The organism is Shewanella sp. M-Br, from assembly GCF_036245925.1.
Lineage (GTDB): Bacteria > Pseudomonadota > Gammaproteobacteria > Enterobacterales > Shewanellaceae > Shewanella > Shewanella oncorhynchi.
Genome location: NZ_BJBV01000004.1, coordinates 167,576 through 194,028 on the forward strand (window position 1 = coordinate 167,576; position 26,453 = coordinate 194,028).

At 47.4% G+C, this 26,453-nt stretch carries 25 protein-coding genes; 6 read left to right on the top strand and 19 right to left on the bottom strand.

The features are described 5' to 3' along the window. Positions 1-11 precede the first annotated feature (11 nt). The 4 genes from cyoE to AAA952_RS04680 all read right to left on the bottom strand — a co-directional run bounded on the left by cyoE (position 12) and on the right by AAA952_RS04680 (position 3,336). Entirely contained in the window at positions 12-944 is a 933-nt protein-coding gene (cyoE, locus tag AAA952_RS04665; protein ID WP_338254847.1) for a heme o synthase, read from the bottom strand. Positions 945-958: 14 nt separating this feature from the next. Then, entirely contained in the window at positions 959-1,936 is a 978-nt protein-coding gene (locus tag AAA952_RS04670; RefSeq protein WP_338254849.1) for a COX15/CtaA family protein, read from the bottom strand. After that, a complete protein-coding gene (locus AAA952_RS04675; protein ID WP_338254851.1) occupies positions 1,936-2,481 on the bottom strand; it encodes a hypothetical protein in 546 nt (181 codons plus the stop codon). The genes AAA952_RS04670 and AAA952_RS04675 overlap by 1 nt, the downstream gene beginning before the upstream one ends. A 90-nt stretch (positions 2,482-2,571) precedes the next feature. Beyond that, positions 2,572-3,336, bottom strand: a complete 765-nt coding sequence (locus AAA952_RS04680; protein WP_338254953.1) for an SURF1 family protein — start codon at positions 3,334-3,336, stop codon at positions 2,572-2,574. Here AAA952_RS04680 and AAA952_RS04685 point away from each other — a divergent pair. Next, positions 3,335-3,553: a DUF2909 family protein gene (locus AAA952_RS04685; protein ID WP_263237367.1), complete on the top strand. Its 219-nt coding sequence runs from the start codon at positions 3,335-3,337 to the stop codon at positions 3,551-3,553. The two genes, AAA952_RS04680 and AAA952_RS04685, sit on opposite strands and share 2 nt — an antisense overlap. A gap of 4 nt (positions 3,554-3,557) precedes the next feature. Here the strand turns inward: AAA952_RS04685 and AAA952_RS04690 are convergent, their stop codons facing one another. The 6 genes from AAA952_RS04690 to lexA form a co-directional block, all read right to left on the bottom strand. Continuing rightward, complete coding sequence (locus AAA952_RS04690) at positions 3,558-4,433, bottom strand: cytochrome c oxidase subunit 3 (protein ID WP_113940255.1); 876 nt, start codon at positions 4,431-4,433, stop codon at positions 3,558-3,560. Continuing rightward, positions 4,430-5,011, bottom strand: coding sequence for a cytochrome c oxidase assembly protein (locus AAA952_RS04695; protein WP_263192514.1), 582 nt, complete (start codon positions 5,009-5,011; stop codon positions 4,430-4,432). Before AAA952_RS04695 ends, AAA952_RS04690 begins: the two co-directional genes overlap by 4 nt. Position 5,012: 1 nt before the next feature. Further along, positions 5,013-6,605 carry a cytochrome c oxidase subunit I gene (gene ctaD / locus AAA952_RS04700; protein ID WP_338254858.1) on the bottom strand — a complete coding sequence of 531 codons (1,593 nt, stop codon included), beginning with the start codon at positions 6,603-6,605 and terminating at the stop codon, positions 5,013-5,015. Between the two features lie 9 nt (positions 6,606-6,614). Beyond that, a complete protein-coding gene (coxB, locus tag AAA952_RS04705) occupies positions 6,615-8,150 on the bottom strand; it encodes a cytochrome c oxidase subunit II (RefSeq protein WP_338254860.1) in 1,536 nt (511 codons plus the stop codon). Positions 8,151-8,553: 403 nt separating this feature from the next. Then, positions 8,554-9,066 (bottom strand): cell division inhibitor SulA, encoded by a 513-nt coding sequence (locus AAA952_RS04710; protein WP_131524817.1) that lies wholly within the window; start codon positions 9,064-9,066, stop codon positions 8,554-8,556. Beyond that, the gene (lexA, locus tag AAA952_RS04715; RefSeq protein WP_105250639.1) at positions 9,063-9,683 is read right to left on the bottom strand and encodes a transcriptional repressor LexA; all 621 of its coding nucleotides are present in this window, start codon (positions 9,681-9,683) and stop codon (positions 9,063-9,065) included. The genes AAA952_RS04710 and lexA overlap by 4 nt, the downstream gene beginning before the upstream one ends. Before the next feature lie 160 nt (positions 9,684-9,843). Between lexA and plsB the strand changes: the two genes are divergently transcribed. The 3 genes from plsB to AAA952_RS04730 all read left to right on the top strand — a co-directional run bounded on the left by plsB (position 9,844) and on the right by AAA952_RS04730 (position 14,445). After that, entirely contained in the window at positions 9,844-12,267 is a 2,424-nt protein-coding gene (plsB, locus tag AAA952_RS04720) for a glycerol-3-phosphate 1-O-acyltransferase PlsB (RefSeq protein WP_338254865.1), read from the top strand. After that, complete coding sequence (gene mtr, locus AAA952_RS04725; RefSeq protein WP_173497974.1) at positions 12,267-13,523, top strand: tryptophan permease; 1,257 nt, start codon at positions 12,267-12,269, stop codon at positions 13,521-13,523. The genes plsB and mtr overlap by 1 nt, the downstream gene beginning before the upstream one ends. A gap of 148 nt (positions 13,524-13,671) precedes the next feature. Continuing rightward, positions 13,672-14,445 carry a VOC family protein gene (locus tag AAA952_RS04730; RefSeq protein WP_338254869.1) on the top strand — a complete coding sequence of 258 codons (774 nt, stop codon included), beginning with the start codon at positions 13,672-13,674 and terminating at the stop codon, positions 14,443-14,445. Positions 14,446-14,521: 76 nt separating this feature from the next. Here the strand turns inward: AAA952_RS04730 and AAA952_RS04735 are convergent, their stop codons facing one another. The 7 genes from AAA952_RS04735 to AAA952_RS04765 all read right to left on the bottom strand — a co-directional run bounded on the left by AAA952_RS04735 (position 14,522) and on the right by AAA952_RS04765 (position 22,624). Continuing rightward, the gene (locus tag AAA952_RS04735; RefSeq protein WP_338254870.1) at positions 14,522-15,688 is read right to left on the bottom strand and encodes a ribonuclease T2; all 1,167 of its coding nucleotides are present in this window, start codon (positions 15,686-15,688) and stop codon (positions 14,522-14,524) included. Between the two features lie 218 nt (positions 15,689-15,906). Next, positions 15,907-19,047: an efflux RND transporter permease subunit gene (locus AAA952_RS04740; protein ID WP_338254872.1), complete on the bottom strand. Its 3,141-nt coding sequence runs from the start codon at positions 19,045-19,047 to the stop codon at positions 15,907-15,909. 9 nt (positions 19,048-19,056) lie between these two features. Then, a complete protein-coding gene (locus AAA952_RS04745; protein ID WP_338254875.1) occupies positions 19,057-20,598 on the bottom strand; it encodes an efflux RND transporter periplasmic adaptor subunit in 1,542 nt (513 codons plus the stop codon). Between the two features lie 21 nt (positions 20,599-20,619). Further along, positions 20,620-20,880 carry a heavy metal-binding domain-containing protein gene (locus AAA952_RS04750; protein WP_338254878.1) on the bottom strand — a complete coding sequence of 87 codons (261 nt, stop codon included), beginning with the start codon at positions 20,878-20,880 and terminating at the stop codon, positions 20,620-20,622. A gap of 278 nt (positions 20,881-21,158) precedes the next feature. Then, positions 21,159-21,596, bottom strand: a complete 438-nt coding sequence (locus AAA952_RS04755; RefSeq protein WP_263168558.1) for a hypothetical protein — start codon at positions 21,594-21,596, stop codon at positions 21,159-21,161. Between the two features lie 109 nt (positions 21,597-21,705). Further along, the gene (locus AAA952_RS04760; protein WP_198572391.1) at positions 21,706-22,161 is read right to left on the bottom strand and encodes a DUF2057 family protein; all 456 of its coding nucleotides are present in this window, start codon (positions 22,159-22,161) and stop codon (positions 21,706-21,708) included. Between the two features lie 100 nt (positions 22,162-22,261). Further along, positions 22,262-22,624, bottom strand: a complete 363-nt coding sequence (locus tag AAA952_RS04765) for a hypothetical protein (protein ID WP_198572390.1) — start codon at positions 22,622-22,624, stop codon at positions 22,262-22,264. Between the two features lie 434 nt (positions 22,625-23,058). On the opposite strand from AAA952_RS04765, the gene AAA952_RS04770 reads away from it, so the two are divergent. After that, the gene (locus AAA952_RS04770) at positions 23,059-23,622 is read left to right on the top strand and encodes a NapC/NirT family cytochrome c (protein ID WP_219251870.1); all 564 of its coding nucleotides are present in this window, start codon (positions 23,059-23,061) and stop codon (positions 23,620-23,622) included. Between the two features lie 78 nt (positions 23,623-23,700). Here AAA952_RS04770 and AAA952_RS04775 read toward each other — a convergent pair whose 3' ends face one another. Together AAA952_RS04775 and rsmD are read right to left on the bottom strand one after the other, a co-directional pair. After that, the gene (locus AAA952_RS04775; protein WP_173248200.1) at positions 23,701-23,985 is read right to left on the bottom strand and encodes a DUF1145 domain-containing protein; all 285 of its coding nucleotides are present in this window, start codon (positions 23,983-23,985) and stop codon (positions 23,701-23,703) included. Further along, positions 23,960-24,628: a 16S rRNA (guanine(966)-N(2))-methyltransferase RsmD gene (rsmD, locus tag AAA952_RS04780; protein ID WP_263201556.1), complete on the bottom strand. Its 669-nt coding sequence runs from the start codon at positions 24,626-24,628 to the stop codon at positions 23,960-23,962. Before rsmD ends, AAA952_RS04775 begins: the two co-directional genes overlap by 26 nt. A 213-nt stretch (positions 24,629-24,841) precedes the next feature. On the opposite strand from rsmD, the gene ftsY reads away from it, so the two are divergent. Next, entirely contained in the window at positions 24,842-26,452 is a 1,611-nt protein-coding gene (gene ftsY, locus AAA952_RS04785; RefSeq protein WP_263185124.1) for a signal recognition particle-docking protein FtsY, read from the top strand. The last annotated feature ends 1 nt before the right edge of the window (position 26,453 follow it).

Below are 26,453 nucleotides of genomic sequence, written 5' to 3' on the forward strand. Positions count from 1 at the left end.
ATAACGACAGGTTAGCGCGACAAACGAGTTGCATACACTAGTTCCACAAAATAGTGGTCGAGCAGTAATGCCATGAATAACAACATCAAATGATAGATAGAGAAGCGGAACACTTGCATCGCCAAGCCATCATGATCCCGATATTTAAGTTGCCATGCTTTATAGATAAATCCGGTGCTGAGTAAACTCGAGCAGACAAAATACACGGGCCCACACATGCCAACCAGCACAGGTAATAGGCAAGCAATCGCCAGCAATACTGTGTAAAGCAGAATACAGGTTTTAGTAAACTCGACACCGTGGGTAACCGGTAGCATGGGAATATCCACTTTGGCATATTCGGCGCGTCTGTGAATGGCCAGAGCCCAAAAATGTGGCGGTGTCCACGTAAAAATGATGATCACTAACAACAGCGCATGGCCGTGAAATTCGTTCGTCACTGCCGTCCATCCCAGCAAGGGTGGCATGGCTCCCGCAAGGCCGCCGATCACAATATTTTGTGATGTTGCACGTTTTAAATAGGCAGTATAAACCAAGGCATAACCAATCAAACTGGCAAAGGTCAGCCAAGCCGTGAGTGGATTCACTAAGGAATATAAGACGATAAAGCCAAAACTACCTAAGCTGGCAGCGAAAATTAACGCGCGCGTGGCCGAAATACGCCCTTTGGGTAGTGGGCGATTGTAGGTGCGTGCCATTAAGCCATCGATACGGCGATCGATCAGATGATTTAACGCTGCCGCCGAACCCGCCATCATAGCAATACCCAGCATACCGGCGATTAAAGGTTGAACGGGGACTGCATGGGGCACAGCAAGACACATGCCGACTAAGACTGTGAGCAGCATCAGTGCAACCACTTTAGGTTTGGTCATTTCAAAATAGGCGCGCCATGTTACGCTGAAAGTGGGCATGCTACTGGTGATTGAGAGTGGTTTTGCCATCTTGGATCCCTCGCTTATGCTTTGCGCCATAAAAAATAGTTGATTGTGACTAAGGTCAGTAGCAGTAGTGCCGCACCACCGTTGTGAGACACGGCAATACCGAGTGGTAAATGCATCACTACGTTAGAAATACCTAAGCTCACTTGAAGTATGACTAGCCCCACTAATAAAAGGCTTAAAGCCTTAAGTCCCGTAGCGCCAACAAATAATCGGTAGGCGAGCACGAGTAACAAGCTGGCAGTGACGATAGCGCCAATTCTGTGGGCTACGTGGATAGTCATTCGTGCAGGGTAATCGAGCACCCCAAATTCGAAGCTAGGGTGTTGGCCTTGAAACGGTGAAAATGCCTCGGCTATTGCTAAGTTATCTACCCAATTTCCCTCACAGATGGGTAAAGAGGTGCAGGCGAGCGCCGCATAATTCGATGATGTCCAAGCCCCCAGCATAATCTGACCCACAAGGACGAATAGGCTCACCAACGCTAACAGTGCGAGATGTCGAGCATGGGTTTCGCTATTAAAGATCCGCCGAGGTCGGGTTCGCAGGTAAAGGAGTAACAGCAGCGAGATTAGGCTAAAGCCACCAATAAGATGCGACATCACAATTATTGGCATGAGTTTCATTGTCACAGTCCACATGCCTAGTGCTCCTTGAAAAAGGATCAGCAGCACTATGATGATCGGCAACTTTTTGGGTGCTTCCGGTGTTTTTAAGCACAAAATTAAGATGAATAACACCAGTAAGCCAAGTCCGCCTGCGATATATCTGTGGATCATTTCCAGCCAAGCTTTCTCTGGATTGATATCGTGATCTGGGAATATAGTTTGCGCATGGGCGATTTCATGGTCTTGGGTGGGCACTTTAATATGGCCGTAGCAGCCTGGCCAATCGGGGCAGCCGAGCCCTGCATCCGATAGGCGGGTGTAAGCGCCCATTAAAATCACCAATAGGGTAAAGACTAAGGTTAAGCGTAGGATCCAAGTTAGTTGCATCAATCTACCCTCGACAGTTTTAACAACTTACGCAGATCCGCAATCAGCGCCTTGCCTTGAGCTAAATGTGCTTCTTTGCCCTGCACTTGAGGGTAGCGCAGGACTAAGCTGCCTAAGGGATCGACTATGATTAGCTGCTGTTCATCTAACCATTTGCTTAAGTCTGCATTGGCAGGACGAGTATTGAAGTTAAAGGTGCTTAAGGCGTTAAGATCGCTGTCGGGATGAGTGAGGATGAGCGGTTCTACTCGCGCCTGATCTGGCCCTAGCGCTGTGTGGCTTTGGCGCAAAATATACAGGCGTTCGCGGCAAGCATCGTTGCATTTGGCGGGTAATAAATACAGTAGCTGCCATTCTTTGGGATTAGAATTTTCAACCCCAAGGCTGGCATAGCTGGTTTCGGGACTGATCAGCTCGCCATGATTGGTGGCACCGCCATGGTATAAATTGAGGCTCAGCACTAGCTTAGCAATCACTACGGGTGCAATAAACGCCAGCAGTAATAGCCCTAATGCTTTGTGTTTAGATTTGTTCTGGGAGTTCATGCTTGCTCCTCTCATTCAAATTATCCCTAATTTATTGTTTTATATTTATTTAGTTTTATTAGTGTCTTGCTAAGTATGGTACGAATTTCCCTATTTGCTCCTTGAGTTTGCGACTGTTTGGGCGCTATGGCGTTTTACATATTTAATCCCTTGCCACAGCATTAGCCCTGCAAATACGGCTGCCATCGAAAACCACTGCAACGCATAGCCCCAATGTTTTTGTGCCGACAGTGGGAAAGGTTGCCAAGGATGGGGCAATGTGAGGGAAGGTAATTGCTCTGGTTGCAACACGACAGGTAACACTGGGTGCCCTAATACCTTAGCCATGTCGGGCATATTTAAATTTTGAAAGCGAATGCTTGTCCCTGTTTCTGCCATTAAAGCTTGGCTCAAGGGATTGATTTGCTTTTGATAAAGCCTGCCTTCGATATTTAATGCCCCGCTTAGGGGAGTGATATGAGGCAACTCATCACGATGGGAGCCTGCGGCAACAAAGCCTAACTCGACCAGCAACCAAGGTTTTTCAACTTCTACTTGCAATGGTTGGAAGGCTAAATAGCCCACTTGACCTTGATAGATTTGATTATCCAGCAGCCAGATTTGTGAGCTTGCGGGAGTGGCGCGTACTTGCAGTCGATAACCCGTTACGCCTTCTTTGCCGACCTTGAGCTGGAGCTGCTCAAAACTTAATGGCAGCAAAGCTTGCCTTGCTTCCATTTGGGCTAAAAGCGTCGTTTTATCTTCACCACGGGCTAACTGCCATAAACCCAACTTGACCAATATAGTTAATACTGCCACAGTCAATATCAGTAGAAAAACCGTTAATTTATTCAGCAGAACATGAGGATATTGTATGAATAGCCTGTTCATTTTTAAGTTGGTCTTAGTTCTGCTGTTGCTATTCATCATTTTTAATCTAGGTCGCGCCTTGTTTATTATGGTGAAAGGTGATGAAAAAGTGCCTATGAGCCGCTATCTTGGTCGGCGAGTGATTTTCTCTGTGCTCGTTATCCTGTTATTGCTGGTGGCCTTAGGGACTGGGTTAATTAGCCCCAATCCCAAGCCTTACTAAAGCACTATAGAACGTAAACGAAAATAAACAGACACAGCCAGACCACATCCACAAAGTGCCAATACCAACTCCCCGCTTGGAACGCAAAATGTTTATCTGCGCTAAAGTGCCCCTTCAACACTCTGAAAAACAACACGAATAAAAAGAGAGTCCCCAGAGTGACATGCATGCCGTGAAAGCCAGTTAACAGGAAGAAGGTGTTGCCATAAATCCCAGAGGTCAGAGTGAGTCCCATTTCCCGGTAGGCATGCATATATTCTTCTGCCTGTAAGGCAAGGAAACCCATACCCAAGAGTATGGTGATACCAAGCCAGAGAGTAATGGCAGAACGTTTACCTTTTTCTAGGCTGACATGGGCGAAATGTAAGGTAACTGAGGAGGTTAGCAGTACGATAGTGTTGATTAATGGCAGTCCAGTCCATGGCATAGCTTGGGTTTTAGTGCCATCTGGCGTAGTAATTAGCGGCCAAATAGCTTCAAACTGAGGCCAGAGTACTTCGTGGGTCATGGCATTATTCGATGCGCCACCGAGCCAAGGCACTGCGAACATGCGGGCATAAAATAGTGCCCCGAAAAAAGCTCCGAAAAACATGACTTCCGAAAAAATAAACCAGCTCATACCTTGGCGAAACGATCGATCCATTTGGCTAGAATAGAGCCCTGCCATCGACTCTTGGATCACGGTTCTAAACCAACCTACCAGCATGAATAGGATCACAGCGATCCCAACCAGCAGCACATAACCGCCACCGGATGCACCTGATTTCAACTGTTGCACGAAAAGGCCTGCACCAGAGGCGATTAAGAACAAGCCAATGGCACCTACAATAGGCCAGACACTTTGGGATGGAACGTAGTAAGTTTGATATTTCGTTGTCATTTTGCAGCTCCTTGCTCTATGGCAGACGCTAACTGCTTGTCGGTAATGTCGTAGAGAGTGTAAGAGAGGGTCAGAGTGTGGATAGACTCAGGTAACTGAGGATCCACATAGAAAATGAGCGGCAGCTCTGCGCTAGTGTCCGCCGCTAAGGGTTGTTGATTAAAGCAAAAGCATTCTGTTTTATTGAAATAAGCGGCACCTTGGCCGGGCGAAACTGAAGGTATCGCTTGGCCAATCGTTGCTTTAGCGGACATATTGCGCGCCAGAAATGCCGTATGGATTAGCTCGCCAGGGTGAACTTCGAGCCGCTTGGTTTGTGGCGCAAATGTCCATGGCATGCCTGTTTGTACCTGAGAAATAAATTCCACAGTCACTATTCGGCTTGTATCTACTGTGATTGCTTGATAATTACTCGCGGTATTGGAGGGTTTTCCATTGATACCGAGTTGCTCGCACAACACATCGTAGAGCGGCACCAGCGCGAATCCAAAGCCAAACATGCCAATACAGCCGATAACTAACATGCTGATAAGTTTACGATTTGACTTAGGTTTATCTTGCTGGTGTTGGGTTGCCATTTCATTTCACCTCAGGTGGTGTCGTGAAGGAGTGGTAAGGCGCAGGGCTTGGCAATGTCCACTCTAAACCCTCGGAACCTTCCCAAGGTTTAGCGGGGGCTTTTTCGCCGCCACGGATGCACTTAATTACTAATACTAAGAAAATCAATTGCGATAAGCCGAAGGCGAACCCACCAATCGAGACGATTTGATTAACATCGGCAAATTGAATCGAGTAGTCAGGGATACGCCTTGGCATACCTGCGAGCCCAAGGAAATGCATCGGGAAAAATAGCACATTGACTGAAATCACCGAACACCAGAAATGCCATTGTCCCAGTCGTTCGTTGTACATGTGCCCCGTCCACTTAGGTAGCCAATAATAGGCCGCTGCCATGATGGAGAAAATCGCACCAGTTACGAGTACATAATGGAAATGTGCCACAACAAAATAAGTATCGTGGTACTGGAAGTCGGCGGGTGTAATGGCGAGCATTAATCCCGAAAAACCGCCAATAGTGAAGAGTATGATAAAGGCTACAGCAAACAGCATGGGCGTTTCGAAACTGAGTGAGCCGCGCCACATAGTGGCAACCCAGTTAAACACTTTCACCCCAGTTGGCACTGCAATCAACATAGTGCAATACATGAAGAACAGCTCGGCAAACACTGGCATACCTGTGGTGAACATATGGTGCGCCCACACGAGGAACGACAGAATTGCAATACTAGCTGTAGCATAAACCATGGATGCATAGCCAAATAAGGGTTTACGACTGAAGGCGGGCACTATGGCAGAGATGATGCCAAAGGACGGCAAGATCATGATGTAAACTTCAGGGTGGCCGAAGAACCAGAAAATATGCTGGAACATCACGGGATCGCCGCCGCCCGCCGCATCGAAGAAACTCGTGCCGAAAAACTTATCGGTCAGCACCATAGTCACAGCGCCCGCGAGTACGGGCATAACAGCGATCAGTAGGAATGCCGTGATAAGCCAAGTCCACACAAACAATGGTAACTTCATCCATGTCATGCCTGGCGCGCGTAAATTCACTATGGTCACAATCACGTTGATCGCGCCCATGATCGAACTTATCCCCATGATGTGAATAGAAAATACAAAGAGCGCCGTGCTATCTGGGCTATAAGTTGTTGATAGTGGTGCGTAGAAGGTCCAACCAAAGTTAGGTCCGCCACCTTCCATAAATAGCGAACTGAGAAGGATAGTGAAGGCGAAGGGGAGTATCCAAAAACTCCAGTTATTCATCCGTGGCAGCGCCATATCGGGCGCTCCTATCATCATAGGGATCAGCCAGTTAGCGAGCCCTGTAAAGGCTGGCATTACCGCACCGAATACCATGATCAGCCCATGAACAGTTGTCATTTGGTTGAAAAAGTTGGGCTCGACCAATTGTAATCCAGGTTGAAAGAGTTCAGCGCGGATCACCATGGCCATAGCGCCACCGGTTAAGAACATAATGAAGCTGAGCCATAAATACAAAGTACCTATGTCTTTATGGTTGGTGGTTAGCAGCCAGCGCATGATGCCCTTTGGCGCACCATGATGATGGTCATCATGGGCTGCGGTTTGATCTTGAGTCGTAGTGCTCATCATTATCCCCTACTGTCCATGACTTGCGATATCAGCAGGTTGCACTGTATCGCCGGTATTGTTACCCCAAGCATTGCGTTCATAGGTAATGACTGCTGCAAGTTGCTGTGGGCTAAGCTGTTTGCCAAATGCCTGCATAGCCGTGCCTGTTTTACCGAGCATCACAATATCGATGTGATTGGCGACTGGTCCAATGGCGATAGCACTACCCACTAGCGCGGGGAAGGCGGGTGGTATTCCTGCACCTGTCACTTGATGGCAGGCAGCACAGAAGGTCGCGTAGACAGTTTCACCTTCGGCCATGAGGGCGTCATGGCTGAGTGTGGGGAGGCTTGCGGGATCGACTGCAGCTGAGACGTCTGTTGCAGGCGCGGGTGTCGGGGTTGTACTGCTTGGTACCGCGGCGGATGTTTGTGCAGAATTGCCGTTCATGTACTCGTTGACGTCTTTGGCTTGCACTGCATCGCCAGTATTATTGCCCCAAGCATTCCGCTCGTAGGTAGTCACTGCCGCGATTTCTTGTGCGGTCAATTGCTTACTAAACGCTTGCATGGCAGTACCCGTTTTACCGTTGAGCACAATTTCAAGGTGACCGCTGAGTGGTCCCGTTGCAATCGGGCTACCTTTAAGGTGCGGAAATACGCCTTGCAACCCTTCGCCATTGGGCTGGTGGCAGGCTGCGCAGTGCCCGAGGTAAACTTGTTCACCTTGAGTCATCAACTCTTCTTTACTTAGGGTTTGTGATAAAGCGGCTTGAGCGGCTTCAGCCGCAGCACCTGCGGCTTGTTTCTGCTCTGTGACCCAAGCCTCAAACTCGGCTTCGGGTAACGCTTGTACTACGATAGGCATAAAACCATGGTCTTTACCGCAGAGCTCGGCGCATTGACCACGGTAAATGCCGGGTTTGTCGATGCGAGTCCAAGCTTCATTGATAAATCCAGGGTTGGCATCTTTCTTAATTGCAAAGGCGGGTACCCACCAAGAATGGATGACATCCTCTGAAGTCATCAGAAAGCGGATTTTGCGGTTTATCGGTAGAACGAGCGGTTTATCGACTTCCAATAGATAGTTTTCACCCTTGGTTTCGGTACCTTCGATTTGTGCTCTGGGTGTTGTCAGTATGCTATAAAAATCAATATCTTGATCGAAATAGCTGTAATGCCATTTCCATTGGGAACCCGTGACTTTTACGGTGAGTTCGGCGTTACTGGGATCTTCCATTGCGATTAAAGTTTTTGTCGCTGGAATCGCCATTAAGATCAAAATGATAAATGGCAGAATCGTCCAAGCGATTTCAACTTTAGTGCTTTCGTGAAAGTGGGACGCGACAGCGCCTTTGGATTTTCTGTGGTTGATCATGGCGTAAATCATCACGCCAAAGACCACTAGGCCTATTGCGCAGCAGATATACAAGATGGTCATGTGCAAGTGATAAACCTTGCCACTGATCTCGGTCACGCCAGGGGTCATGTTGAACCGCATGTCCGCGGCGGTCAACGGTGGTGCGAAAAGCACCACGAGTAAACAATACAACAATTGCTTCACAAGACTTCTCCTCTGCCAATTGCGAATAGCAACTACAAAGAAGAGCAACACAGTAAGTCTCAACTCTATGCAAACTCTTCAGTTCCCAAAAAAGCTTTTTTGACTTCAACGTGCGTTGGCGGCTGTTACTTTTAATCAAGTATTGTTACTGCTGGTAATTAGCCACGCTGGCACATACTGCTGAAATAAATCTGTTCTCTATTTTTAGTGGCGCTTCGAGTTCGATAAATACTCGATTCATTGACCACGGAAGGTGATATATCATCACCGACTTAACCAACCATACTTGCTGTTTAAATATTGATCAAGATCACTTATTTATCTAATTATCTGAAAAATTGCCAAAAAAAAGCCTCACATTCATAGGTGAGGCGGCTTTCAAGGTAAAAAATTAAATGAATATTTAGTGTACAGCGCTAAAAAAAGATTGCTGACCGAAGAGATTGCCTTGCTCAATGCGTACGTCGGCATGTAAGTGACTGTTTACGTCTTCAAGCACTATGCCCATAGCTCGGGCACTTTTAGCCACGATTTGTAGGCGTCGATTATCCCGCGCATCCAATGATTGAGTCCAAGTAATGACTGCACTGGACGTACCACTTGTCAGGGCTTTCTCCATCGCCCACAGGGTTTCGACTTCATCTTTAGCATGTACCAGTAAGACTCTATCCATACGCACACCTGCGCTGGCGAGCATTTGCTTGTAGCCAATACTTGGAGGGTTGATGAGCACTAACCAACGGCCCTGTTGGCTTAACTGAGCGAGTTGTGCACTCAGATGAATTAATTCTTGGCGACCTTGAGTCTTGGTTGGCATACAGGCGATAGGCGCATGGTGCCAGTCATAGTCGGCATCACGGACTTCATCGAGCCACAAGCCCGGATGGCGGGGGGCATTGCCAAGTAGTTTATTCATAGCCAATCTCCATTACGGATCACACCGACGGCGAGTCCTTCAATTGTTAAACTTTGGAAGCCTAAATCCACTTTAATCGGGGAGTAATCTTCATTTTCGGCATGTAGATAGACCACATTACCTTTTTTTTCGAAACGTTTAACAGTGACATCGTCATCGACTCTAGCGACAACCACTTGACCATTTCTAGCTTGTTCTACTTTATGAACTGCCAGCAAATCACCTTCGAGAATGCCGATATTTTTCATGCTGTCGCCTTTTACTCGCAGTAAAAAATCGGCGGCGGGATGGAACATGCTTGGGTCGACTTGGTAGTACTGTTCAACATGTTCTTGGGCGAGGATAGGTTCACCCGCGGCCACTTGGCCGATGAGCGGTAAACCTGTTTCAGTCAAATCTTCGATTTCCGCAGGCAGACGAATGCCCCGAGATGTGCCTGGCATGATCTCAATGCAGCCCTTTTTTGCCAACGCTTTAAGGTGTTCTTCAGCCGCATTGGCGCTCTTAAAACCTAAACGGGTTGCGATTTCTGCCCGAGTGGGTGGCATGCCAGTATCGGCAATATTTCGTTTAATTAGCTCTAAAATTTCAGCTTGGCGTGGCGTCAAAGGTCTCATGGTGTTTCCTGTTTTTCTATACAGTTACTGTTAGTATATACAGTATTATTTGCAGCGCAAGTATTAACCACTTTTTAGCTATGTTGGAGAGAATTAGCGAATATTGCCCATAGTCTGGTATTCTATCGGGCTAGTAAACGCACTTAATTGCATAAGAATAATGCCTAAACACGACTCTCTTTGGTTGAAATCATTACGTTGGATCCAAAAACACTTAGTGCACACTATTGTGGTGCCTCAGGATCCCTTTGCCGATCTGAATCTGGATGCTTCCAGACCCCTTGTTTATGTGATGAAAACAGAATCCCTCAGTGACATCGCTGCTTTGAGCGAAATAACGGCTAAGTTAGGCTTACCAAGCCCTTATGAGCCTCTAGTGGCTAATGGTGTGACTGCGCCTCGGGTTGTCTGTCTTCAAGGACGTAAGCCACTGTTTGGCGAACGTGCTGGTAATGAGCCTTTCCTCGAATGCTTTATGCGTTTGTTAGCCGTGCATAAGGAACGTCCTGAATTGGATATTCAACTTGTGCCTGCGAGCTTGTATTGGGGTCGAACGCCAGGGAAAGAAGACGACACTATGAAGGCGGCCGTATTTGAGCGGGAAAACCCGACTTGGTTGCGCAAGTGCTTGATGATTCTGTTCTTAGGTCGACATAACTTCGTGCAGTTTTCGAATGCCGTATCCCTGCGTTACATGGCTGACGAACATGGCACCGACATGGGGATTGCCCATAAGTTAGCACGGGTTGCGCGCGTGCATTTCCGTCGTCAACGTAAAGTAATGACAGGGCCTGTGCTGCCAAACCGCCAAGCACTGTTTCATTCGTTGCTCAAATCTGAGTCGCTGCGCAAGGCGATTCAAGAAGAAGCGGCCAGTAAAAAGATTTCTGAGACCCAAGCGCGCGAGACGGCTATTGAGTATCTCGATGAAATCGCTGCCGATTACTCAGACAGTTTAGTGCGTATTGCCGAGCGTTTTTTAACTTGGCTGTGGAACAAGCTTTACAGCGGGATCAACATTAAAGGCGCCGAGCAAGTTCGCCAGCTGCACCACGATGGCCACGAAATTGTTTATGTGCCTTGCCATCGCAGCCACATGGATTACCTGCTGTTATCGTATATTTTGTATTATCAAGGCATGGTTCCGCCGCACATTGCTGCCGGCATTAACCTCAATTTCTGGCCCGCGGGACCTATGTTCCGTCGCGGTGGTGCCTTCTTTATCCGCCGTAGTTTTAATGGCAACAAGCTGTACACCGCAGTATTTCGTGAGTATTTAGATCAGCTGTTTGCTAAAGGTTATTCGGTGGAATACTTCTCCGAAGGTGGTCGTTCACGTACTGGCCGTCTGTTGGCGCCGAAAACTGGCATGATCGCCATGACGATGAACAGCGTACTGCGCGGTATTGAACGTCCTGTCACACTTGTGCCTGTGTATTTAGGCTATGACCATGTGATGGAAGTAGCGACTTACCATAAAGAGTTAAGCGGTAAGAAAAAGAAAAAAGAATCTGTGTGGCAGGTGTTCGGTGCCATTCGTAAATTAGGTAATTTCGGCCAAGGTTATGTGAATTTTGGCGAGCCTATTACCCTGCAAAATTTCTTAAATGAGCGTGCGCCAAACTGGCGTGCTGAGTTGGCCGATGATCCCGAGCAGAAACCAAGTTGGTTAACGCCAGCGGTAAACGTGCTGGCTAATCGGGTGATGACGCGTATCAATGATGCCGCAGCCGCGAGTTCTGTGACTTTGACTAGCTTAGTTTTACTGGCGACAGATCAAAACGCCTTAGAACGTAGTCTGCTGGAGCGTCAGCTTGATTTGTATCTGACCCTACTCAAAAAAGTGCCTTACACTTCTTATACATCTGTTGCCGAAGGTGATGGTAAGCATTTAGTGCAGCAAGGTTTAGAGTTGAACAAGTTTGTTGTTAGTGCCGATCCTTTAGGGGAAATAGTGTCTATCGAAGCGAGTCAGGCTGTGTCTATGACTTGCTATCGTAACAATATCATTCACTTATTTATTGTTCCTTCATTAATTGCGAGTTGTTTAACCCACAATGAACAGATCCCGCGCCAGCAAGTGGTTTCAATCGTTGCCGATTTTTATCCACTGCTGAAAGCCGAACTCTTCATGGGAATTAAAGACTTACCAGCCTATGTTGAGCAAGTGCTGGATTTCCTGATTGGGCAAGGTTTAGTGGTTGAGACAGATACTTTAGCTGTCGTGCCTGAGCACTCAAGCCAATTATTGTTGTTAGCCAGTTCAGTGAGTGAAACTTTGCAACGCTATGCTATTATTTTCAATCTGTTAGCGAACAGACCTAAGATGGAGCGCTCAGAACTTGAGTCTGAGAGCCATTTACTCGCCCAGCGTTTAGGGGCTTTACATGGCATTACCGCGCCTGAGTTCTACGATAAAAAACTCTACGGTACTTTGAGCGTGAAGCTCAAAGAATTGGGATATCTGGCGGATAGTGAAGATAAGTCCAATATCAATCGCATACGAGATCAGGCCAATAGCTTATTACGTCCGTCAGTGAGACAAACGATAGTGGCGAGTGTCACCGCGGAGCACACAGTTTAATGGCAAATCATATGAATGCGGCTAAGCATAAGCCCGCAGGTAAGTCCTTGCTCGGTGGTGCCATGATTATTGCTGGCACGACCGTAGGTGCTGGGATGTTTTCTCTGCCCGTGGTCGGTGCAGGTATGTGGTTTGGCTATTCGATTCTAATGTTATTAGGCATTTGGTTTTGCATGTTGATGTCGGGTTTATTGCTGCTCGAAACCAATTTACATTTCGAACCCGGTGCTAGCTTCGATACCTTAAGCAAGCAAACTCTTGGGCAGTTTTGGCGGATAGTGAACGGCGTTTCTATCGCTTTCGTGTTGTATATTTTGACCTATGCCTATATCAGCGGCGGTGGTTCGATTGTGAATCACAGCTTGCAGGGCATGGGAATTGAGTTACCGCAAAGCGTGGCAGGACTGGTGTTTGCCATAGTATTGGCGAGCATAGTATTGATCAGTACTAAAGCCGTGGATCGGATTACCACGATTATGCTCGGCGGTATGATCATTACCTTCTTCCTCGCGATCGGCAATTTATTGATCGAAATTGATGTGACTAAGTTGCTCGAACCCGATGGTAATAACAGCTTTTCACCTTATCTGTGGGCGGCGCTGCCCTTTGGTCTCGCTAGCTTTGGTTACCATGGTAACGTCCCCAGCTTAGTGAAGTATTACGGCAAAGATTCTTCCACCATTATCAAGGCGATTTTCGTCGGCACCTTTATCGCGCTGGTGATTTATGCCTGTTGGTTAGTGGCGACTATGGGTAATATTCCCCGCAGCCAGTTTATCGACATTATTGCTCAAGGTGGCAATATGGGAGTGTTGGTGGGCGCTTTGTCTGAGGTGATGGCGAGTAGCTGGTTAAACAGTATGTTGACCCTGTTTGCTAACTTAGCCGTGGCTTCATCTTTCTTAGGGGTGACTTTAGGTTTGTTCGATTATCTCGCCGATTTGTTTGGTTTTGATGATTCACGCTCTGGCCGAATGAAAACTGCGTTAGTGACCTTTGTGCCGCCAACGATTTTAGGATTACTGTTTCCCGATGGCTTCTTAGTAGCGATTGGCTTTGCGGCATTAGCGGCAACTGTGTGGGCGGTAATCGTCCCGGCGCTGATGGCCTATAAATCGCGGCAGTTGTTCCCCGATAGCACAGGTTTTAGAGTGATAGGCGGTACACCGCTGATTATTCTTGTGGTGTTATTTGGCATAGTCACAGGTGCTTGTCATCTGCTCGCGATGGCAAATTTACTGCCGCAATATTCCTAATTTGTTGTGATGATTTAAGCCCTCCATGTGAGGGCTTTTTTGTCTTTAGCGGTTGAGTTTTGTCTTACAGATCTTTTTAACCTGAATACTGGACAGAAATACAAACTCAGGCTTAACTCGAATGATTGTTAAAACAAAGGAGCCGATAATGAAAATGACTCAGTACGCACAAGGACATGCATGTTGGGTTGAACTTGCAAGCCATGATTGGCAGGGAGCTACAGCATTTTACCAAGCGTTATTTGGTTGGAACTCGGTCGAAATGCCGATCCCTGAAGGTCACTTTTCGCTATTTAATTTAGCGGGAGATGACTTAGGCGCCATGTATCAAATCCCTGAGTCGGAAGCACATATCCCCAGCCACTGGCGTATCTACTTTGCCGTCGATGATATCGATGCCAGCATTGCAGCGATTCAAGCGGCGGGCGGCCAAGTGCACATGGGGCCGCATATTGTGGGTGATGCGGGCGTGATGGCGCAGGTGAGCGATCCTGAAGGCGCACGCTTTGCCTTATGGCAAGCGAAGAACCACATAGGTGCTCGCCGTCAGGGTGAACTCAATACCCTTTGCTGGGTTGAGCTGGCTTGTAAAGAGCCGCGTACTGAAGAAGCCTTTTACTGCAAAATATTCCCTTGGACAAACACGCCCAGCGATATGCCAGACATCGAATACTCTGAGTGGCAAGTTGATGGGCAATCCATCGGCGGTATGATGACGATAATGCCCGAATGGGGCGATATCTCTCCCCATTGGCTGCTCTATTTTGTGGTGGCGGATTGCGATGCGTTTGCTGAGAAAGCCCAAAGCTTAGGCGCGCAAGTGTGCATTCCGCCTAGTGATATCCCTGATGTGGGACGATTTTCTGTCATTGCTGACGCCCAAGGCGCTACCTTTGCGGTGATCAAGCTTAATCAGATGTGACAGCCATATTAAGGACTGTCATTAAGGTTAAAAACGGCGACGCTAAATCGCCGTTTTTATTTGTCTAACTATTTGTTTAATTAGCGTTATCAATCATGATTGTTTCAGGGCAGGAGCCTTTTGAGGCCTTATTGGCTTTGGCGAGTAGGCTAGGTAAGGAGTCAGAAGTTTTAATGACTTCGGGCAAGTTAATGCGGATTTCACTCAGTAATCCCTTGCCACATTCAAGACTCATTTTAGTGTGAGCGCCTTGACCGAAGCTGCTATCAAAACTTTGGTTTAACTCACTTTTACTGACACTCTTACCTATGTTGTCATGAATAAATTTTTGTACCCATGCCGAGGCATTGACCGCTTGCGTCAGCTGGGTTGCCAATAAAAAGTACTCGTTAGGGTCTTGGCTACGGCAAGTGCCGTGTTTCCACCATTCGTGGCGTTCTAAACAGGTGCCATATTGGGCGCTAGGCATGACTTCTTCTAAATTTTTGCGCACCGATGGATTCAGTTCAAACTCTGGATAAGTACAGAAATCATTCGGTTGCAGTTTGACTGTGCTGCAATAGCCATATCGCGTGCCGCATTGTTGTTTATTCGGCCACAGTCCGTGCAGGCTGAAGTGTTGCCATTGGCTCGATTCTGGCGTTTGGCTGAGGGCGCGGCATTCGGCTTTACGGCGGCCATAGAGTTCACAAAAGGTGCTTTGCCAGCTTAATGCGAGCACGTTAGCATCGAATTCACCGCCGATTTGGCATTGATTCCCTTGGCGTTTCTCTGGGGTACCATGCTCTTTAAGGCTATCTCGGTTTTTTGCTTTGATGTCTGATGCCGTGGTGGTTTGCGCCGGTTCCGCCGCCGTTGCAGGTGTTGATAAATTACTGCCAGCAACATTAGATAGATATTGACCACAATCGCCGCTGATCCAACGCATGGGAGACTTCACCGCATTGGTGCGCACTCTTAGCCAATCAGGTTTAGCGCTATTGCCGAGGATTTCAAGTACAGGGTAGTGCTCACCAATATTGCTCTGCCATTGGTCTGGATTCGTCTGCTTATTTTTCGATTGAAATAGCTCACAGCGTTTGTCTGCAACGAATTCACCAGTCGCGGGTGCGGCAAAGGCGGGTGCTGTAATGATGAGCGCAGAGCATAAACTGAATGCGGCAAGTAATGCGCGTGATGGGGTTTTAAGGGAAAGTGCTTGCGGCCATATCCGGCTGATGGTTAAACAAAATGACTTGGTCATGTGATGGGATCCTTCCTGCGGCAGTGAATTGAGTCAATTCTGTGTGGCACTGAGTCAATGGTACACATAAGCGCTATAAACTTAGAGGCTTATTTTACCCAGAGTGGTATATGGCACTGTTGTAAAATTAGATTTTTAATCTGATTGAATGAGAAAATCCCCTCAAACTTTAATGGTTTGAGGGGATTTTTATCGGTGTTCTAGCGCCGTAAACTCAATTACGCCGCGTCTTTCTTTAATTTACGCGAGTAAATCAGTAAATAAAGCGCGGGTAGTACAAACAGTGACAGTAATGGGGCTGTAACCATGCCGCCGACCATAGGTGCGGCAATTTTCTGCATCACATCGTTACCCGATCCTGCACCCCACATAATGGGGAGTAGACCGAAGAAGATGGTCGCTACTGTCATGGCTTTGGGGCGGATCCGCATAACGGCACCTTCCATTAACGCTTCTTTTAAGTCGCTGACGCTGTGGTAATTATCTTTCTCTTGCCTGTGCTTGATGGCGTTATTGAGATACACCAGCATTACTACCCCAAACTCGGCTGCGACACCCGCTAAGGCAATCATACCGACGGCGACAGCCACTGAGATGTTGTAATCCAGTAGGTATAACAGCCAAGTGCTGCCGACCAACGCGAAGGGGAGGCTGAGCATGATAATACTGGCCTGAATGGTGGAGCCAAAGGTCATCATCAACAGGATGAAGATGACGGCTAATGCCATAGGGATCACTTGCTTAAGTTTTGCATCTACCCGTTGCATATATTCGTACTGCCCTGCAAAAGTGTAGCTGTAGCGCGGGGGCACCTTGAGTTCGGCATTTAAAGCTCGCTTGGCGGTCGTAATATATTCGCCGATAGACGTGCCTTCAATATCGATAAACACCCAAGAGATTAAGCGACCGTTTTCACTGGTGAGCATAGGTGCGCCATCGGTGATTTCTATATCCGCTAAATTTCGCAGTGGTAGATAATTTCCCGATTTAGTGATCACAGGGAGCTCGCGCAGCTTTTCGATATTATCGCGTAGCTCACGGGGATAACGCAGGTTAATCGGATAACGCTCAGCCCCTTGTACCGACTCGCCAATATCCATACCGCCAATGGCGTAACGCACGACATCTTGAATATCTTGCAGTGACATACCGTAACGTGCGGCGACATCCAGTTTGGGAGTGATATCGATATAACGCCCGCCACCACTGCGTTCAGCATAGGCTGATTTTGTGTGTGGTACTTTGCTGAGAATGGCTTCTATCTTAGCTCCTATGCTTTGCAGTTCGTTGACATCGGCACCAGTGATCTTAATGCCGACGGGGGTTTTTATCCCCGTCGAGAGCATGTCAATACGGGTTTTGATGGGCTGTACCCAAGCATTGGTGAGTCCTGGTACTTTGACGGTTTGCTGTAGTTGGGCAATGATGCCATCTAAGGTCATGCCTTCACGCCATTCCTCATGGGGTTTGAGCATGATAGTGGTTTCAAGCATGGTCAGCGGTGCGGGATCGGTCGCGGTTTCTGCGCGGCCTACCTTGCCAAACACGCGGGCCACTTCGGGCACGGTTTTAATCAAGCGGTCGGTTTGCTGCAACACTTCGGCGGCCTTACTGGCACTGATGCCGGGCAATGCTGTTGGCATGTAGAGCAAATCGCCTTCTTCAAGGGCGGGCATAAACTCACTGCCCATGCGGGTCATGGGATACCAAGCACTGGCCAGCGCGACTAACGCTAACATCAGGGTGACTTTAGGAAATTTAAGCACTAGTTTGAGCGAAGGTTGGTAAAGCGCGATCAAGAAGCGACTGAGGGGATTGCTGCGTTCGCTGGGAATTTTGCCGCGAATAAAGTAACCCATCAAAATCGGCACTAAGGTGATCGATAAAAAGGCCGCCGCTGCCATGGCGAAGGTTTTAGTGTAGGCCAGTGGCGCGAATAATCGCCCTTCCTGCGCTTCGAGTGCGAACACAGGCACAAAGCTTAAGGTGATAATAATCAATGAGAAAAATAACGCAGGGCCGACTTCAATCGACGCTTCGGTGACGATGCGCCAATGCTCCTTAGTATCGGGCTCGCGATCATGTTCGGCTTTGAAATGTTCTAAATGCTTGTGCAGGTTTTCGATCATCACAATCGCGCCATCCACCACGGCGCCGATAGCAATGGCGATGCCGCCAAGGCTCATGATATTGGCGTTAACGCCCATCTTATTCATCACGATAAAAGCGATAAGGATGGATAGTGGCAGGGTTATCACGGCCACGAGTGTGGAGCGCGCATGCAGTAAAAACAGCAGACAGACTAAGCCAACCACCAACATTTCTTCGACGACCTTGCTAAACAAGTTGTCGACGGACTTAAGAATTAAGTGGGATCTGTCATAGGTTGGGATAATCTCAACCCCATCGGGCAGGCCCGCTTTGAGTTCTTCGAGTTTAGCTTTCACTGCATCTATCGTCGCTAAGGCGTTTTCGCCGTAACGCATCACCACAATTCCGCCAACGACTTCACCTTCACCGTCGAGTTCGGCTATGCCGCGGCGTGAGGCTGGGCCTTTGCGCACAGTGGCGACATCTTTGAGTAATAAACCTGTACCAGAAGGGCTGGTGATACCAAGGGGAATTTCACGAAAATCCTCTAGCGTCTGGCGATAGCCTTTGGCGCGCACCATGTATTCGGCTTCGGCCATTTCGATCACTGAGCCGCCAGCTTCGCTATTAGCTTTATCGATCGCTTGTTTAATGCTGGCGATATCGAGTTTATAGATCGCCATTTTGTCGGGTTCGAGTACGATCTGATAGGTTTGCTCCATGCCGCCGACGGTGGCAACTTCAGACACGCCTGCCACGCTTTGCAGCTCTAGCTTGAGATACCAATCCTGCAGACTTTTGAGTTGCGATAAATCTAAATTGCCAGAACGATCGACCAGCGCATATTCATACACCCAACCGACACCGGATGCATCGGGACCGAGTGAAGGTTGTACGCCCTGGGGTAAACGGCTGCTAATTTGACTCAGGTACTCGAGCACCCGCGAGCGTGCCCAGTAGATGTCGGTGCCATCTTCAAAAATCACATACACATAGGAGTCGCCGAACATGGAATAACCACGTACGGTTTTGGCGCCTGGTACGGCTAACATGGCGGTCGACAAGGGATAAGTCACTTGTTCTTCAACCAATTTTGGCGCTTGGCCTGGGTAAGGGGTTTTAATGATCACTTGTACGTCGGATAAATCCGGCAGTGCATCAAGCGGCGTTTTGCGCAGCTCCTGTACGCCCCAAACAGTGATCATGATGGCGATAATCAGCACCATCAATCGCTGCCTGATTGACGCTTCGATAATATATTTCAACATAACGCGCTCCTAGTGCTGATGACCGCTGCTTAAACGCATTAAGCTGCCCTTGAGACTGGCTTCGGAGTCGAGTAAGAATTGCCCCGAAATCACCACCCGTTCACCTTCATTCAGGCCTGAAATAATCTCGGCTTTACCTTGGCTCATCATGCCGACTGTGACGGCCTTGGCGGTAAAGCTGTCATCGGCTTGTTTGACGATCACGCGGTTTTCTTTACCCGTCTGAATTAAAGCTTCTTGCGGGATCACGAGCACATCTTTATTCGGGCCACCGAATAGCGAGACTTTCGCGAGGGTTTTAGGTCTTAAATCTACGTCGGCATTGTTGAGAACCACTCGTACTCGCAGGCTGCGAGTGACTGGGTCAAGCTCAGGGTAGATGTAATCGATCGTGCCTTCGATGCCACTGATATTCATGGCGGGAACGGCAATTTCGGCCTTTTGACCTTTAGCAATCCAGCTTTGTTCATTCTCGAATACATCGGCAATCACCCATACCTTAGAGAGATCCACTAGGGACATGACTTCGGTCGAAGGCTGAATGTACATGCCATCACGAACGTCGAGGGCTTTAACTATGCCATCCTCTTTGGCGTAGAAAGGTACGCGATACTGGGTTTGATGTGACTCGGCTAATTGTTTGATTTGTCTGTCGTTAAAACCGAGGAAAGATAAGCGTAAACCCGCATTGCGCACCAAATCTTTGTAGCGGCCTTGGCCGTTTGCTTTGGCGGTATCCATGGCGAGCAGGTAGTCATCTTGGGCGTTAATTAAATCGGGAGAGTAGATCTCGTAGATCAGTTGGTCTTTCTTGACAGTGTCGCCCACGGATTTGACCATGAGCTTTTCAATCCAACCAGTGACACGGGCATGGATATGGGTGATCTGGCTTTCGTCGTAATCGATTTGACCGACGGTTTCGACAAATTTCCACAGTGTGTCGCGTTCAACCTTGGCGACTTTGAGTGCCAGCGCTTGCTGCATACTGCCGGAAACATTGATATTGATTTCTTGGGTATTGCCGCCCGTTTCGACTTTTTCTAAGTTCATGCCGCAGATAGGGCAAGTGCCGGGCACATCGCTGATGATGTGAGCATGCATAGGGCAAACGTACTTGATTGTTGTCACGTGGTTTTGAGCTTTGACTAAACTGTCGGCCTTAGGGGTTGGGGTGTCGAATACCTGACTCGAAGCTTTCGCTGCCAAGGTTTGCCCATGCTCAGAGGCTTGGTGATCTGCGGCTTGATGCTGCGCATGCTCGGCCGCAGAGTTCGCGGCATCTTGTTTCTCAACTAAAAACATATTGCACTTAGGGCAGCGACCAGGCTCATGGCTGAGCACTTCGGGATGCATAGGGCAAGTGTAGGTTTTTACTTGATTTAACGAATTATTTTTAGGCGCTGTTGCAGAATTTACTGCAGCTTCGGTCGCCACAGGCTGTTGTGTGCTCGCCAGTTGGGCATGGCTCAACCAAGGCGTACCTAAGAGTAAGCTACTCAAGATCAGTACGGCTTTAGGGGTCTGCTTTTTTACGGTTTTAAATGAATTCATATGCCTCATCTCCAGCCTAGCTTAGTGGTGTTTGTGGGCGTTTTTTGCCGCACCTTCAGCCGGTTTTGCTTCTATTGCCTTTGGCTCTAAGTTCATACCACATTGAGGGCAAGTATCCTCTTTGCTGCCAGTCACTTCAGGGTGCATAGGGCAAACATGGGTATGTGCTTGTTCCTGTGGATTGGCATTGTTGTGTTGATGTGCGTGCGGCGCGGCCGTCGCAAACACGCTTGTGCTGGTCAGCAAGAATGTGATTAAGGCGAGATTAGTTAGTGTTTTCATATTATTCACTCCATCGGATTAACGGCCGAATACGAGCGCATAAACGTCAGTGAGCACAGTGGATCAAAGCGGTTCGCTTCGATAGACGAATTGATGCCACAATTTGGCATTCGGCTCAGTAATCAACGTTTTGCTAGACTCGGGTGCACAATTTAATGATAAGGCACCACAATAAACGGCTAAATAGGGCGTTAGCTTAGGGCTAACAGCATTGTCGTTTTAGCTTGGTCGTTTGGCTTTTTTTAAGGGTTTATTTGCCCAATAAGCACAAAGTAGAGCTAGGCTATCGGTGGTTTAAAGGCCGAAGACAAAGAGATAGAGTGGAAATGAGGCATAGGAGTGGCCATTGCAGTATCGCTCATGCTCACACTTGGCCAGAGGTGTGGGCTGAATAGAGTGCCAGCGACTGAAATCGTCAAACAATGACCACAATCATTTGAACATGATGTGGTCCCATCACAGCAATGCTGTTTCGCGCCGGGAAGCATTTTATCGTTGCAGCAATCCGTGTTGGCCATTGAATGTGAGTCAGAACTGTTCTCCGTGTCCATCTGCATCATTGTAGCGTGGTGCATTTGGGAGGAAACCTCATGATTCATCGCACTCATATCCATAGTGTGTGGCACCATGGCGTGACCATTAGACACGACACTTTGCCCGACGAGTGCGAGTAGAGTGAATATGACTAAAAAATAACGACTGAGTGTGTGATGCATAAGTATTCCAAATGATGAACGACTCGAGTCTAGCATAGAGGCATTATGCTGTAATGATTTAACTCACATTTCAGCACATGCCTCAGATTAAATATTTAACTCGTCTAAATTAGAAAGCGGGATTGCTGACTAACATTTTCGCCATCAGTTGGCTGTGGCTTTGCAGTGGATATTCGCCCGCTTTGTCACCATTAATACTGAGTTGAATCGTTGGATATTTAATAAATTGACGCGCTTCAGCTTCAGTCATTATTTTGGGCTGGGTGATTTGGTAGCTATCACTCGCCTTCACATCCAGCACTAAGTAAAGCGGCGCTGATTTAACCCAGTTGCCACTATCATCGGCGCGATAATCAAATATATCCTGATATTTTAGCTCGAGCAGTACTTTCCCTGCGGAGAGTTGGATGGGTTTAAAGGGCGTGGTTGGCACACCATTGATACTGATAACACTGAGCGCATCTGTGCTATTTAAGCTGGCGGCTGTAACTGTGGTGCTACTTAATAAGGCACCGATAACGAAAGTAAGGCCTAGTAAGCTTTTGTTCAATAAAGTGGTTTTCATAATAAACTCCAAAAATTCTCTGTACCTCGTTGCGGTGCGAATATGCAGCGGCGCAATCAAAGGTGTTTAGTCGGTTTTACGTTGTAAAAAACGAAAGACGTTACAGTGAATTGGAGTTAGGAGGCGGTGTGGTGAGCCCGAGGTCGGCAGTTTGCATCGCCCAGCCTTGTATGGCAATACGCTTGCTTGCTGGGTTGGCGAAGGCCAGTTCTAGCACTGCAGGCTCAAGGTAAAGTGATGATAGGCAATGGGTTTGACAATGACTTGTCATACTATCTTGGCAGTGTTGCAAGCAATCGGATGCAGAACAATCTGGCATGGTGCAGTTCATTTCTGCATCCATCATCAGCATGGTTTGACTGCTGTGGCCATTGGTGTTGGCTGAAGTTGGCATAGCACTCACTATCGCCGATTGGGCGATTAGCGAAAATAACACTGCTATGGTGATCCAAAATTTAGCCATGATAACTCTGAAAATTGATTGCTTACCCTTAGAGACCTTAGTTAGCCCAATAAAGTTTCATATACGATTCAAATTTTAATTTTTAATGATTTATTTCTCCGCCTACTTCAATAATTAAACAAAACATCGACTGGATCACATTTCTATTTTCTAGAAATGATTTCAATAGTGATTGATTCTCAAAGGGGAAATCTCATCGCGATAATCGGTAACTTGCGATTATCGGGTGATTGCATTAGCTTTAGTTAAAGTGCATCACAGTTCAGCTAGCGGTTTTTACCAAATGACGTCCAAATAGTTAGAGCTAAGTCTCATTTTGCGCTTTTAAGGTTAATTTAATCAGCAAATTTCGGCTTAAAATCAAATTTCTAATAAATGAAAGAGCATAAACTAGTCTTATAAAAACTAATTTTGACAATTTTGGAGATAGAGTGATGAACTGGCGTGCACTATTTAAACCTAGCGCGAAATATTCAATCCTGGCGCTACTGGTCGTCGGTATTGTAGTGGGTGTTGTGGGGTACTTTGCCACTCAACAAACATTACACGCGACCAGTACAGATGAGTTCTGTATGTCTTGCCATAGCAATCATTCGCTGAAGGATGAAGTGTTGGCTTCTGCCCATGGCGGCGGCAAAGCGGGGATTACGGTTCAGTGTCAAGACTGTCACTTACCTCATGGTCCAGTCGATTATTTGATCAAAAAAATCATCGTATCTAAAGATTTATATGGTTTCATGACAATTGATGGCTTTAACACTCAAGCTTGGTTAGATGAAAATCGTAAAGAACAAGCGGATAAAGCGCTGAATTATTTCCGTGCGAACGATTCTGCTAACTGTCAGCATTGCCACACTCGTATTTACGAGAATCAGCCAGAAACAATGAGCAAAATGGCTGTAAGAATGCACTCAAATAACTTCAAGAAAGAACCTGACGCGAGAAAGACCTGTGTTGACTGCCATAAAGGCGTAGCACACCCATATCCAAAAGGATAAGGTTTAGCGATTAAATTTCTTAATTGATAGCCATTAAAAAGCCCTCAATAGAGGGCTTTTTGCTGTCTGTGTGCTCGGTTAATTCGCTTGAGTCATCACTCGTTGCCGATAAGCTAACAGGCTGAAAATTCCGAAGATAAACACTTGTAGATAATCTTGTTGCGTTAATGGTAGCAAGGTCTTAAACAGCATGTGGAAAATCGCGACTTGGAAGCAATGCATCATGCAGGTAATGGCAAACAGGATATTTAAAGTAATCGCCACATTGCCTTCAAAGGGGATGACTAAGTTGTAGGCCATCATCAACCAAGCAATCAGAGTGATGGCTTTACCTAAGTTAATTAATAAGGGCATGGTTTTCATCTTCGATGGGCTCAACAGTGGTTTCTGAGTGATATTGATATAAACGGTAGCTCACTTGCCCTGCATTCTTTTCTTTTAAGGCGTGCCAGCGAGAAGGGATAGCAAGTTGCGTCAATTCAGACTCGATTTCGACATAAATCAGCGCACCATCATTGAGCCAGCCTTGAGTATCTAGCAGTTGAATCGTCTTTTCTGCCAATCCCTTACGAAAGGGTGGATCGATAAACACCACATCGAAACCTTGCTCGCAGCCCCTTTGCAGTACCACTAACGTATCAGCATTGAGCACTTCGGCCTTATCGCATTTAAGGGTTTGTAGATTTTCTTTTAATTGCATGGCTGCGCCGCGTTGCAACTCGATAATTTTGGCGAAACTGGCATAGCGGGACAAGGCTTCGAGAGCTAAAGCGCCACTACCGCCAAAACAGTCGAGTACACGTGCATTGACTAAATCATTAGCCAGCCAATTAAAGAGTGTTTCGCGAACCCTGTCTGTCGTCGGGCGTAAACCTTCGAGATCTTGGATAGGTAGACGACGCGAGCGCCATTGGCCTGCGATGATCCGCACTTGTCCACTGCCGGGTTTATTTTTGGCTGTTTGACCCTTGGTCACATTATTTTTGACCGTTCGATGATTAACCAAAGTGCCCCCGTGATTTTGCCTGAAGAAAGAAAGTGGTAGACTGTGCCACCTTAATTAAGGCCGCTATTTTATATCAAAGTCTCACTAAAAGGTGAGAAGGCTAACTGAGCTTAGCTAATTGCCGACTTTTTGGGCGTAATTGCCGAGGCAATCTGGTATAACATCAGGGTCTTATTCAAAATTCAATACTGAAGTAGAGCGCTGGAATCACACATGGCAAAGAAAGGTTTTTTCTCTTGGTTTCGTAAAGATAAGTCACAAGATGAGGTCGTCGCTGAAACGCCAGTTGTTACTCCAACACAAGATACTGATGCAGCACAGTGTGTAGCGCCGGAACAAGTAGAGTTACAAGGGGTCATCGAGGCCGAAGCTCATGCTGAAAAACAGGCTGCAGAACAGTTAGCGGCCGAACAAACACAGGCAAAAGCCGAAGCCGAGCAATTCGCCCTTGAGCATGCCCGAATTGAATCGTTGCATTTTGCTAATCAGCAAGCTGATGCGACACGTTTGGTTGCTGAACAACTTAGTGCACAAAAGCATGCTGCAGAGAAGTTAGCCGAAGCACAGTTAGAAGCAGAGCAACGCATTGCAGAACAATTGGCAGAACAGCAGTTAGCGGTTGAGCAAGCCGCCGCAGAGCAATTAGCTCAAGCAGAGGCGTCGCGTGTAGTTGCCGCTCAGCTAGAAGCAGAATTACTCGCAGCGGAACAAGCTGAACTTGCCCGCTTGGCCGCCGAACGGCATGCCGCTGAAGCCTTAGCGGCAGAACAACTCGCTAGCGAAGCACTAGCACGTGAGCAAGCAGAGGCTTTAGTTCAGCAACAAGCTGAAACTGAGCAAGCTGTTGTAGCAGTTGCTGAATTACAACCTGAGCCGCAGGCTAGACCCGTTAAGGAAGGGCTCTTTGCTCGCCTGAAACGTGGCTTAATGCGTACCAGCGAGAATATTGGCAGTGGTTTTATCGGCCTATTTCGCGGCAAGAAAATCGATGACGATCTGTTTGAAGAACTCGAAGAACAATTATTAATCGCCGACGTTGGTGTCGAAACCACTACGCGATTAATCAAGAATTTGACAGAGCATGCCTCACGTAAGCAGCTTAAAGATGCCGAAGCTTTATATGAATTGCTGCGGGATGAGTTGCAAAAAACACTCGATCCAGTCGCTATCCCGTTAGTACCAGACAATGCTAATGGCCCATTTGTTATCTTAATGGTTGGCGTTAATGGCGTGGGTAAAACCACCACTATTGGCAAATTAGCCAAACAATATCAAAGCCAAGGTAAGTCAGTGATGTTAGCCGCGGGCGATACTTTCCGCGCTGCAGCGGTTGAGCAGCTACAGGTTTGGGGTCAACGTAATGATATTACTGTGATTGCCCAACATACGGGTGCCGATAGTGCCTCTGTACTGTTCGATGCTTTGCAAGCGGCTAAAGCCCGTAAAGTGGATGTGTTGATCGCCGACACAGCGGGTCGTTTACAGAATAAAGCGCACTTGATGGAAGAATTGAAGAAAGTCGTGCGAGTGATGAAGAAACTCGACCCAGATACGCCACATGAGGTCATGCTGACATTAGATGCGAGCACAGGGCAAAACGCGATTAGCCAAGCACAATTATTCCAGGAAGCCGTAGGTGTAACGGGTATTACCATCAGTAAGTTAGATGGAACGGCTAAGGGCGGCGTGGTATTTGCGATTGCTGATAAGTTTAATATTCCGATCCGTTACATAGGTGTGGGTGAGCAAATTGATGATTTGCGTACCTTTAATTCGAAAGAATTTATCGATGCCTTGTTCACTCAAGAAAAAGCGGATAGCTAAT